Below are 12588 nucleotides of genomic sequence, written 5' to 3'. Positions count from 1 at the left end.
TAAGACACTTTATATTTTTATATTAAGGCACAGATATTTGTTAGTCAATTAAAGCGCTTTATTTGTAAATTAAATAACACGCATCATATTTTAGGTATCAAAAAAGCCGCATTTTTGCGGCTGAAAATTATTATTAAGCATAAAAATAGTGCTACCTTCCTCTTTGGAAAAATAACACTATTATTTTATTCACCAACGTAAAATTCAATCCGTTGTTGTAAATTCTTAAAAGTAACTGGGCAGTAATCGCCAATTTCACCATCAAGATTAACCGGTAATTTTTGACCTTCACTCTTACCAATCAGATCAATCTTTAAACCGCGAGTCTTGGTATAAATAATATCTGGATCATCAACATGCTTACCATTTAATGCTAAGGCCATCAAACGCAGCAATTTTACCGGATCAGATGGCTTAACAATAATTAACTGAAATAAGCCATCGCTTAATTCGGCATCGGGCATTATTTGCTCAAAACCGCCAATCGAATTGGTCATCCCCAAAAGAAGCATTGACAGTTTACCTTCATAAACACCAGCATCATAAGTCAGGCGTAATTCATTTTCAGTCAAGTGCGGCAACATTTCCGCACCCTTAATCAAATATGCAGCATAGCCTAATGCCGACTTAACCTCTGATGGTACACCATAAGTTAGTTCCGTTAAGGATCCACAAGCGGCAATATTGACAAAGTATTGGTCTTCATCAGCAAAAGTAGCTTGACCGATATCCATCTTGCGGGTCTTGTTATCTAAAATAACTTCAGCTGCTGCTGCAATGCTATCACGCGGAATATGCAGTGCCCGAGCATAATCATTGGTTGTCCCCGCCGGAATAATTGCCATCTTCGGGCGTTTTTCCAAAAAGGCTATACCATTAACCACCTCATTAATGGTACCATCACCGCCAGCCGCGACAATCAGGTCAAAGCCCTCGGTTGCAGCCCGTGTTGCTTCTTGCTGGGCACTTTTATTTTCTGGTGTAGTCCTAAAAGCGCTCGCCTCATAGCCAGCACGTTCTAAGACGTCTAAAATATCAGCGACATTTTTAGGCATCTGTTCGTGACCAGATACAGGATTATAAATCAATCTTGCTTTTTTAGTCATAGTTACTACCTTATTACTTAAAAATCAACATTAACGTTTGTTTAGTTCTTCATTCAACAGCTTATTAATTACCTTTGGGTTAGCCTTACCACGGGTCTGTTTCATTAATTGACCAACAAGGTAACCAATAGCACGATCTTTACCATTCTTGAAGTCCTCAACTGATTGAGGGTTGCTATCGACAACTTCCTTAACCATTGGTTCCAAGATACTGGTATCAGATAATTGCACCATGCCTTGATCTTCAACATACTTCTTAGGATCAGTACCATTGGTAATAGTTTCAGCGAAGACCTTCTTAGCAATCTTAGAAGAAATTGTTCCGTCTTTAATCAGTTTAATCATGGCAGCTAAGTGTTCTGGCGTTAACTTAATGTCAGCTAACTCAACACGGTTATCATTCAAGTAACCATTAACTTGCGTGTTCATCCAGTTAGCAGCTAATTGAGGATCAGCCCCTGCAGCAACTGCTGCATCAAAGAAGTCGGAACTTTCCTTAGTTTGCAGTAAAACATTAGCATCATAGTCCTTCAAACCAAAGTCGTTAACATATTGGTTGTAACGTTCTTCAGCTGAACGTGGCAAAGTTGCCGCAATTTCATCAATCCACTCTTGACTGATATGGTCTGGAGCAAGGTCTGGTTCTGGGAAGTAACGATAATCAGCGTCGCCTTCTTTAACCCGCTCAAGAACAGTCTTACCAGTTGCATCATCAAACCGACGTGTTGATAATTGAACGCGTCCACCTGACAGTAAAACTTGAGCTTGACGTTTTTCTTCATAAGCTAGTGACTTACGCACGTGTTCAAATGAGTTCAAGTTCTTCATTTCAACCTTGGTACCAAGTTCTTTTTGACCAGCTGGGCGAATCGAAATGTTGGTATCAACCCGCATTGAACCCTCTTCCATCTTAACGTCAGAAGCACCAGTAAACTGAACAATCTTACGCAACTTTTCAAGGTAAGCATAACCTTCTTCTGGATCAGCGATTTCTGGTTCAGAAACAACTTCTAACAGCGGCACACCCTGACGGTTTAAGTCAACATACGAAAAGCCGTTAGTACCGTGAGTATTCTTACCAGCATCTTCTTCGATATGCATTTCGTGAATACCAATACGCTTCTTCTTACCATGAACTTCAATTTCGACATAGCCATCACGAGCTAATGGTTGGAAGAATTGCGTAATCTGGTAAGCCTTAGGACTATCTGGGTAATAGTAGTTTTTCCGGTCAAAGTGCGTGGTCGGTAAAATATGTGCATGAGTTGCTAAGGCAACCATGATTCCCAAACGGTAAACGTCCTTGTTAACAAATGGCAAAACTCCCGGCATTGCCCAGTCAATAACGTTAGTTTCAGTGTTAGCTTCAGCACCGTAACTTACTGGAGAAGGTGAGAAAATTTTACTCTTTGTCTTTAATTCGAAGTGGACTTCGAATCCAATCGTTGATTTAAAATTCATCAGTTAATCCTCCATTCCTGCTGGTGTTTTTTCATAAAACTTGTTCGTGCGTTCAATAAAGTCAGCAGTCTTAAAAATACTGCCTTCATCAAAACGTTTAGCCATAATTTGGAAGCCAACAGGCATTCCGTCAACTAGACCTGCTGGAACACTGGCCGCTGGAATACCGGCTAAGTTAGCAGAAATTGTCAAAATATCGTTGTTGTACATCTTAATTGGGTCAGAAATTTCACTGCCAATACCGAATGCTGGTTCAGTAGTTGTTGGCCCAACAATAACATCATTATTAGCGAAAATTTCATCAAATTCATCACAAATTAAGGTTCTAACCTTAGCAGCTTGTCTGAAGAAGCGGTCATATGAACCAGCTGACAATGCAAACGAACCTAACATAATCCGCCGCTTAACTTCGGTGCCAAAGCCTTCTGAACGTGACTTAACGTAAACATCAAGCAAGTTCTTAGTGTCGTCAGCACGGTAGCCATAACGAATACCATCATATCTTTGCAAGTTAGATGAAGCTTCACTTGAAGCAATAATGTAATAGTCAGGAACAACATATTTAGTTAATGGCAATGATACTTCACTGATAATCGCACCAGCATCTTCTAAAGCATCAATTTGCTGTTGAATGACATCGTGCATTTCACCATCAACGGCATCCATGTATTCCTTAACAACGGCAACCCGCAAGCCCTTAACATCTTGACCGATAAATTGGGTAAAATCAGGAACTTCACGAGTTGACAAGGTTGAATCATGGTCATCGCTACCAGCAATGACGTTTAATACTTCAGCAGCACTCTTAGCACGCTTACTCATTACCCCAATTTCATCAAGTGATGAACCAAAGGCAATTAGACCCCAACGTGAAACCCGGCCATAAGTTGGCTTAATGCCAAAAATTCCGTTAAAGGCAGCCGGCTGACGGATTGAACCACCGGTATCTGAACCAAGTGCTGCAACTACTTGACCGGAAGCAACAGCAACAGCAGAACCACCGGATGAACCACCAGGAACCTTATCTAAGTTCCACGGGTTATGAGTCGCGCCAAAGTATGAATGTTCAGTTGAAGAACCCATCGCAAATTCATCCATGTTGGTCTTACCAACAAAAGTTGCTTGTGCCTTCTTCAATCTTTCAATAACAGTTGCATCATAAACTGGAATATAGTTATCCAAAATATGACTGGCAGCAGTAGTCTTAACGCCATCAGTAATGATGTTGTCCTTAACAGCAATTGGAATACCAGCAAGCTTATTCTTCGCAAAGTCTAAATCAGCAGCTGGCTTGGCATCTTCTTGAACAGTAATCCAAGCATTCAGCTTGTCGTCAGTCTTCTTAATATTTGCAACAGTATCCTGAGCAAGCTTCTCAGCTGATAAGTCACCCTGTGCCAGTTTTTTGTTTAATGAGTCAATATCTTCATTTAAGTAGTTCATTACTCGTCCTCATCCTTATTAATAATTACAGGAACCTTAATGAAGCCATTGGCTTGTTCAGGAACATTCTTCATTAATTCAGCACGACTTTGCCAGTGTTCTGGCTTGTCTTCTCTGAAAACAGTGTCGCGATCAACAACCTGCACTGTTTCATCAACACCTTCAGTATCAACTTCTGATAATTGGTCGGCCATGTTGATAATTGAACTCATCTGTTCGGTAACTGTACCGATTTCATCTTCATTAAATTCAAGCCGTGACAGGGTTGCCACGTGCTTAATTGTGTCTTCTGTGATTTCCACTATTAGACCCTCCTTATTCACCGCCATAAATATGGACTTGATAACTACTATCTGCTGTTTCTTTAGCAACTAAAGCCTGAATATCATTAACAGAACCAATCTTAATTTCAACCGGCACGTTATCTGGCAAGTACTTTTTGGCTGTTGATAAAACCAGCCGTGTAAAACTCTGCACCTGCTCGTAACCGTAAAATTGAGTGGTAATTGAAATATTTTCTTGACTTAACTTACCATTTTCATAGCGCAAAGTGGCTGTTACACCACTGATATTTGGAAAATAATCTTGAATTGATGCCTTAAAACTATTGAAACTCGAGGCATCACTACTATTAATTGCTTTTTTATTGCCAACAGTCGGCAACACTTCCGTTTGCGCGGAAATAGATTTCCATTTAGTTATTTTACTACTATTAGCAGCCGCTGTCCCGCTCAAAAAGTAAGTTCCACCAACTAATGAGTCTTTGGCTGACTTGGAAAAAAGACCAACAGTAATCGGAACATTCTTAAGTGCCTTACGTTGACGCAGGCGAGCAATAATTTGTTCAGCTGCCTTTTGCCCCGCAGCTTTTTGCTCAGAACGGGAAATTGTATCCTGATATTCAGCGCCATCTTTAGTTTTTTGATAATAATCAACCGAATTCATCGCTAAACCAATACTCATTCCGTTAATGTGATAATTGGAACCTGACCCTGCCAAATAATCCTGCTCTAAGATTTCTTCTAAATAATATGGATTGTAGTTCTTCTTGGTACCTTCTTCTGGGTTAAGCCCCAACGGATTTGCCTTAGACTTGCGCCCCAGCCAATCATTAGCCATCGCCGCACTAATATATTGACCTTCCTGAAAGACATTGGAATTAGTAGAATAGACGTCTTTTGAGATTTGGACTAACCCGCGCTCAAGTTCACGCGTATCAACAGAATTGTCATTGTCAGTTGCTGTTAATCCAGAAATCGGACTAGTGATATAATGCCCGTCCTTTAACAAAACTGTATAGCCATTTCTACCCGTATCAGTTGTCTGATAAGTCTTAGCCTTAGAGTTAGACGAAGTTTTAGCATTATTGGCCAAGTCTGAATTTTTTAAATTACCACAAGCCGTTAAGGTTAATGCTGCTCCCAAAAGCGCTAAAATGTGCACATATTTTTTCAATTTAGTTATTCCTTCATTTGATTTGGGCAATTGCTTCTTCTTCCGTTAAAACTGGAACCCCAAGCTGCTGCGCCTTAGCAAACTTGGAGCCAGCATCTTTGCCATAAATTACATAGTCTGTCTTACTCGAAACTGAACCAGTTACCTTGGCACCTAATGCCTGTAGCTTCTTAGTAAATTCACTACGTGTAAAGTGGGCAAGTGAACCAGTTAACACGACTTTTTTATCCTTAAAGTAATTATCGGGAATTTCAGCAGTTTCTTCCGCAGTTACTCCCAAGTAATTCATATTAACCCCGCGTCTTGCTAGTTCCGCAATCAGCTCGGCAACTTCAGGTTGCGCAAAATAAGTCGTCAGTGATTCCGCAATCGTCATGCCTATTGTAGCGATTGCGGCAACATCTTGCACGCTAGCTGACATAATCTTTGTCATATTTTTAAACTTTTGGGCAATTAAGCGCGCGGCCTTGGCACCAACATGGTCAATTCCAAGTCCCGTGAGCAGTAATTCAACCGAATTTTGCTTCGAATTAGCAATCGCTGTCAATAAATTATTAATGGACTTTTCCTTAAAATGATCCAGTTTTGCCAAATCGTCCGCGTCTAGCCGATAAAGATCGGCAACATTATGGACCAAATTGTTAGTGATTAATTGACGCACAATTTTTGGTCCCAAACCATCAATATTCATCGCTGGTCGTGACGCAAAATGCGTAATTCCTTCTTCAATCTGGGCTGGGCATGATGGATTAACGCAGCGCAAAGCAACTTCACCTTCTAAGTGAATTAGCTTTTGCCCGCAAGATGGACAGGTTGTCGGAATCGGATACGGCTGTGAGTCCTTAGGGCGCTTAGTCAAAACAACTTGTGAAATTTCCGGAATAATATCACCGGCCTTGTGCAGCAAGACCGTGTCGCCAATGCGTACATCCTTTTCCTTTAACAAGTCGGCATTATGCAAAACCGCATGTGACACGGTCGTTCCTGCTAACTGCACGGGATCCATGATTGCCGTTGGCGTTACCACGCCGGTTCGACCGACTGTCCATTTAATCTCATGTACCACAGTTTCCTGTTCTTCTGGTGGGAACTTATAAGCAATTTCCCAACGCGGAACCTTGACCGTGTTACCCATATTTTGCTGCAGGCTTAGGTTATCAACCTTCAAGACAATCCCGTCAATGCCGTATGAAAGTGTGTCACGCTTAGCCGTGTATTCGTCAATAAAGGCAAAAACATCAGCCATCTTGGCTAACTTACGACCCGTATCGTTAGTATGAAAGCCCAGCCTTGCCATTTCACTAATCGCTTGATGCTGACTAGTAATTTCTTGCGGCGGATTCACCCAAGTATAGATAAAAGTACTTAAATTTCGTTCTTTAGTTACCTTAGCGTTTAATTGCCGCAAGGAACCAGCAGCCGCATTGCGGGGATTGGCGAAGGCCGCCTCACCTTTTTCATCACGTTCAGCGTTTAATTTAGCAAAGGCCTCTTTACCCATGTAACATTCACCACGCACTTCTGTCGTGATTTTTTCTGGTAAAACTTGTGGTATGTCAGCAATATAACGAGCATTAGCCGTCACGTCTTCACCAACTCGGCCGTTACCACGCGTTGAAGCTCGTACCAACTTGCCATCTGTATATTCAAGATCAATCGACAAGCCATCAATCTTTAACTCAACATTGTAAGCGACTGGATGCCCCACTAGCTTTTGTACCCGATCATCAAACTCCTGCAGTTCTTTTTTAGAGAAGACATCCCCCATCGACAACATTGGAATTTCATGATCCACTTTGGTGAACTCAGAATCAATCTGTCCACCAACTTTTTGCGTAATTGAATCCGGCGTTACTAATTGGGGAAACTGCTTTTCAAGTTCAACTAGCCGCTGGTATTTTTGGTCATAAACATTATCTTCGACTTCAGGTGCATCCTTAGAATAATAGGCTTCTGCCCATTTATTAAGTTCTGCCCTTAGTCCCGCAACCTCTTTTTTGGCCTCATCAAGAGTTAAATCTGCCATTTTCTTCCTCCTGATTAATTCTTTAACTTTTAATTTAATTATACCTTTTTAATTGGGGCGAATGCCGCTAAAAGCCGCTTAATTCCCTTACCATTGAAGGCAATATCAAGTTCCATATCCTCACCTGTGCCATTGACCTTAGTCACGACACCGCGACCCCAAGCCTTGTGTTCAACTTGATCGCCAACATTCCAGCCCTTCTTCTCGGCACCAACAGCACCTGCCGGCTTAACCTTAGGTGTATAAACCTGTGCGCGAGCACGTTCGCCTGCTTTGGCAAACGGCGGCGTCTGTGCTTGAAAGCCGCTGGCAATTGTATTACCAGCGTTAGGATTTTCAACTTGAAGATCTTTAGCGTCAATTTCTTCCAAAAACCTTGACGGCGGATTATTCTGCATCCGGCCAAACATCATACGTGAATAAGCATTAGTCAAAAACAGCTCTTGCCGTGCCCGGGTAATGCCGACATACGCTAAACGCCGTTCTTCTTCTAATTGATCGTCTTCTAATAGTGCCCGCGATAATGGGAACAAGCCATCTTCCATCCCCACCAAAAAAACAACTGGAAACTCTAGTCCTTTAGCCGCATGCAGCGTCATTAAGGTAACTTGGTCGTCATTATTAGCCAAATCATCTTGGTCACTCAGTAAAGAAACTTCTGCCAAGAAATCACTTAGCGGGTTGTTATCATCGCTTTCGGTCTCATACTGTTCATCAAAGCGCTTAGTAACCGACAAAAATTCATCTAAGTTTTCTAAGCGTGTTTCTGCTTCAATCGTATGTTCATTCTTAAGCGCTGCCGTATAGCCAAAGTCCTGCAAAATCTTTTCGGTTAAGCCAGTTACACTATGGTCTTGGGCAAACTTAATGGCATCACACAATTTAGCGCCAAAGTCACTCAATTTAACCGCAGCCCTAGTCGAAATTCCCGACATTCCCAAATGGTCGAACGTCTCAAGTAATGACAAGTTGTTCTCTTGGGCAAGTGCCATGAACTTATCAATTGTTACCGCACCAATCCCACGTTTAGGTGTATTGACAATCCGATTAAAACTCATGGCATCACTTGGGTTAGCCACTAATTTTAAATAGGCCATAATATCCATGATTTCTTTGCGGTCATAAAATTTATGCCCACCAACAATCTGATATGGCACATTAGACTTCACAAACGATTCTTCGACTGTTCGCGACTGCGCGTTTGTCCGGTATAAAACAGCAAAATCATGGTAAGAACGATGTTTTGCTTTAACCTCTTCTTGAATTTTACTAATGATGAAGTGCGCCTCATCATCACCACTTTGAGCCTTATAATAAGTAATCTTGGCGCCTTCACCTTGATCAGTCCACAAGTTCTTTGCTTTGCGGTTGCGGTTATTTTTAATTACGGCATTTGCGGCGGACAAAATATGACCAGTCGAACGGTAATTCTGTTCCAGCTTAACGGTCTGCACACCAGCGTCCTGGTAATCATGCTCAAAGTTCATGATGTTTTCCATATTAGCACCACGCCAACCATAAATTGACTGGTCAGCATCCCCAACCACACAAATATTCTGGTATTGCGCTGCTAATTCATGGCATAACTCGTATTGTGCCTGGTTAGTGTCCTGATATTCATCAACAAGTAGATAACGGAATTTGTTTTGGTAGTAATGCAGTACGGTCGGATCTTGTTTAAACAGCACCAATGTCTGCATGATTAAATCGTCAAAGTCCATAATTTGATCGTGTTTAAGCCGGCGCTGGTATTCTGCATAAACCTTAGCAGCCATTTTTTCAAAGGGCGAACTTGCACTTGCCTTGTAAGCCTGCGGCGTTAACAAGTCATTCTTAGCATTTGAAATTGCCGACAAAATTCCCCGTGGTTCATACATTTTAGGGTTAATGTTCAGTTCTTTTTCAAGGTGCTTAACTAAGGTTAACTGTTCGGATGAGTCAGCAATAGAAAAGTTATGGCTGTAACCAATTTTATCGGCATCGCGGCGTAAAATGCGCACACATAGAGCATGGAACGTTGACATCCAAATATCATTGGCGCTTGGACCCAATAATTTTTGTTCACGCTCGCGCATCTCCTTGGCAGCCTTATTAGTAAAAGTAATTGCCAAAATATTCCACGGCAATACACCTTTAACCTCAACTAGATAAGCAATCCGTCTGGTTAACACCGAGGTCTTGCCGGAGCCTGCACCAGCAACAACCAGCAGCGGACCTTCGGTAATCTTAACGGCCTTTTCCTGCTGCGGATTTAATCCTGCTAAAATTGATTCTTCGCTCATTCTAATTCCCTTCACAAAAATTTTTTCATAACTATTTTATTGTACCAAAAATAAAGGCCAAAACTGGAAGTCCCCGCCTTTTAATTATCATATTGATCAAGATTGTACTGCTTGATTAAGTTAATCAGCTTATCCGCGTAATCAGGGTCGGTAGCGTAACCGTCTTGTACCAGAGCTTGAGCCTGCTTATGGTAGTCTTTAGCTGCTAAGACATGACGATATTGTTTATTATTCCAACTGGTACCTTTTTGGAAAAGTTCCGCATGTGCCCTAATTGACGCTTCATAGGAATCATAAATTTGAAAGCGTGCCTTAACAACAATCCATTCGCCCTTAACATATTCTTTAGTTGTTAAAATTGCTGAAGTATTAGGATTAGTGCCCTTAACACCAAACAAGTTATTATATTTTTGCGATAAACTGCTTTGGCCGTAGTCACTTTCAAGACAGGCTTGGGCAATCGTAATACTTGGCAATAGGTCATAAGACTTATCAACTTCCTTAGCAATCGGCCCGATTTTTTTAATAAATGCCTTATGCTGTCTGATAACTTTTGCTCGTGCTTCTTCACGGGCCAATTGTTCCTGCCTAATCTGTTCTGATTGAATTGCCTGCCTGCGGTAGTACCGAAAAGCAGCGAAGGCAATAATTAACAAAAATAGAATAATAAATGCCCGTAAAATGATCTGCCAACTAGATTGTGCCTTGTGTTTACGTCGTCTTGCCATAAAATTTCCCTTACTTAAAATATTAGTACCCTAAGTATAACCTGTCTTGGTCGTAAATTTTGCAATGTAATTAATTTTTAAAATAAAAAGAGCTACTCTATCCAGAATAACTCTCTAAAACAAAAAATGGAGCCGTAGCTCCATTACTTAGTGCGGGCAAGAAGACTCGAACTTCCACGATCTAAAAACGATCACAAGATCCTTAGTCTTGCGCGTCTGCCATTCCGCCATGCCCGCGACACAAAGAATACTATAACGCAAAATTATCTTTTGTACAAGAGTTTTCTGTGTCTTTTTTAAAAAACTAGTCAACCATTTGTTCCTGAACATAACGCGCATACAACTTATGAGTTGCCATCAACTCACTATGCGTGCCGTGACCAGTAACTTGACCGTGTTCAATAAAGTAAATCTGGTCAGCGCCAACGATTGTCGCCAATCGGTGGGCAATAACCAGCGTAGTTCTGCCAACCATTAACTGGTCAAGTGCCTGTTGAACCTTACCTTCTGATTCTGAATCAAGACTGGCGGTAGCTTCATCAAGCATTAAAATTTTCGGATCCCGCAGAAAAGCGCGCGCAATTGCTAAGCGCTGCTTTTGACCACCCGATAATTTAATTCCCCGTTCACCGATTTCGGTTTCTAATTGGCGCGGAAATTCTTTAACAAATTGGTCGGCATACGCCAAAGATAAGCCATGCCATAAAGCTTCATCGCTCAAGTCTTTTTCTAAGCCATATTGCAAATTCTCGCGAATTGTTCCTGAAAAAATAGCGCTATTTTGTGAAACATAGCCTATCTGGGCGCGCCAATTATGCAAGTCAATCTCGGCAATGTCTTGCCCGTCAACCGTAATTCGCCCACTATCAGGTTGATAAAACCGCTCAAGTAAAGAAAAGATCGTTGACTTACCGGCGCCACTGGGACCAGCAAAGGCGACGACAGTATTCGGCTCAGCCGTAAACGAAATCGACTGCAGCACTGGCTCTTCTGAAGCATAACTAAACTGCAAATCTTGAGCAACTAAGGTCTTGCCCTCAACATTAAGTTGCTGGTGCGTCAGCCCTTTTTCTGGCTGCAGCTGCAAAATTTCCTGAATACGTTCAGTTGAGCCCATCGCCTTTTGCAACTGTGAGAAGAAGGTCGCAAAGCTGGCAACTGGCGCAATCACATTAAATAGATAAAGAATGAAGGCTATCAAAGTTCCCGAAGTTAAAGTTCCTTGACTAAGGCGCACAATCCCATAGGCTAAAATGCCCGCAAAAACAGTCATCATTACCGTGGTCATAATGGGCTGCAAAATTGCTTCTACTCGAGCATCTTTAATCCCAATCGCAAAGATCCGACCAATAAAATTTTTACCGCGCTGTTCTTCAAACTGTTCCCCATTACTTGCCTTAATCAGGCGAACCTCCGATAACTTCTCACTAACATCACCATTAAAATCGGCTGTCGCCGCCTGTATTTGGCGACCAAGACGGGCCATAATTCGCCCAATGGGAACCAAAATGATAACCACTATCGGCACACTAGTAAACATTAATGCCGCCATGCGCCAATCCATGATGAATAAAATAATAATGGAAAACAGTAGTTGAATCGCACCAGTAATAAAATTAGGAAACTGTGAAGTAATCAAGTCCTTAATAATTCCCGTATCATTAACTAGCCGTGAGCTGCTTTCCCCAGCCTTATTAACATCAAAATAGGAAACCGGTAGGCGCAACAAGTGGGTCCATAATTTTTCGCGTAAATTTTTCACGGCACTCTCACCAAAATAACGCAAAATATAGCCACCAATGGTTCCCAAGATCACTTGCAATGCGAAAATCACTATTAAAATCAACAACATCTGTACATTAAACTTTGTCAAACTGCTTGTATCCACCAATTGCTTGGTTAGCAGCGGCAATAGTAAATTAGCGCCGCTAGTAATCAAACTAAAAATAAGACCTAAAATAAACAATGATTTTTTCAGTTCTAATTCCTTTAGCAGCTGAAAAAAGTCTCTCAGCTTAACCTGTTGTGTTTCTTTTTTGCGTGATCTCAACGCCATTTGGTTACCGACTTTCTCTTGAACTAAACAA

Annotated in this window: 9 protein-coding genes and 1 tRNA gene; all 10 read right to left on the bottom strand. The window is 41.5% G+C overall.

Going from position 1 to position 12588, the window contains the following annotated elements:
* Positions 1-185: 185 nt before the first annotated feature.
* Positions 186-1106 (bottom strand): diacylglycerol kinase family lipid kinase, encoded by a 921-nt coding sequence (locus PT281_RS03255; RefSeq protein WP_277151980.1) that lies wholly within the window; start codon positions 1104-1106, stop codon positions 186-188.
* 30 nt (positions 1107-1136) lie between these two features.
* Entirely contained in the window at positions 1137-2567 is a 1431-nt protein-coding gene (gene gatB / locus PT281_RS03250; RefSeq protein ID WP_277151978.1) for an Asp-tRNA(Asn)/Glu-tRNA(Gln) amidotransferase subunit GatB, read from the bottom strand.
* A gap of 3 nt (positions 2568-2570) precedes the next feature.
* The gene (gatA, locus tag PT281_RS03245; protein ID WP_277151977.1) at positions 2571-4010 is read right to left on the bottom strand and encodes an Asp-tRNA(Asn)/Glu-tRNA(Gln) amidotransferase subunit GatA; all 1440 of its coding nucleotides are present in this window, start codon (positions 4008-4010) and stop codon (positions 2571-2573) included.
* Positions 4010-4312, bottom strand: coding sequence for an Asp-tRNA(Asn)/Glu-tRNA(Gln) amidotransferase subunit GatC (gene gatC / locus PT281_RS03240; protein WP_277151975.1), 303 nt, complete (start codon positions 4310-4312; stop codon positions 4010-4012). Before gatC ends, gatA begins: the two co-directional genes overlap by 1 nt.
* 13 nt (positions 4313-4325) lie before the next feature.
* Positions 4326-5465 carry a CamS family sex pheromone protein gene (locus tag PT281_RS03235; RefSeq protein ID WP_277151973.1) on the bottom strand — a complete coding sequence of 380 codons (1140 nt, stop codon included), beginning with the start codon at positions 5463-5465 and terminating at the stop codon, positions 4326-4328.
* A 13-nt stretch (positions 5466-5478) separates the two neighbouring features.
* Positions 5479-7491, bottom strand: a complete 2013-nt coding sequence (gene ligA, locus PT281_RS03230; protein WP_277151971.1) for an NAD-dependent DNA ligase LigA — start codon at positions 7489-7491, stop codon at positions 5479-5481.
* Positions 7492-7529: 38 nt separating this feature from the next.
* Positions 7530-9773, bottom strand: coding sequence for a DNA helicase PcrA (gene pcrA / locus PT281_RS03225; RefSeq protein WP_277151969.1), 2244 nt, complete (start codon positions 9771-9773; stop codon positions 7530-7532).
* A gap of 80 nt (positions 9774-9853) precedes the next feature.
* Positions 9854-10501 (bottom strand): glycoside hydrolase family 73 protein, encoded by a 648-nt coding sequence (locus PT281_RS03220; protein ID WP_277151967.1) that lies wholly within the window; start codon positions 10499-10501, stop codon positions 9854-9856.
* 151 nt (positions 10502-10652) lie between these two features.
* A tRNA-Leu gene (locus PT281_RS03215) sits at positions 10653-10738 on the bottom strand.
* Positions 10739-10805: 67 nt separating this feature from the next.
* Positions 10806-12557 carry an ABC transporter ATP-binding protein gene (locus PT281_RS03210; RefSeq protein ID WP_277151965.1) on the bottom strand — a complete coding sequence of 584 codons (1752 nt, stop codon included), beginning with the start codon at positions 12555-12557 and terminating at the stop codon, positions 10806-10808.
* Positions 12558-12588 lie beyond the last annotated feature (31 nt).

Origin of the sequence: Lactobacillus sp. ESL0701 (assembly GCF_029433445.1) — a bacterium.
Taxonomy (GTDB): Bacteria; Bacillota; Bacilli; order Lactobacillales; family Lactobacillaceae; genus Lactobacillus.
The sequence above is the reverse complement of the archived record's forward strand: the minus strand, read 5'-3'. Positions and strand labels throughout refer to the sequence as shown.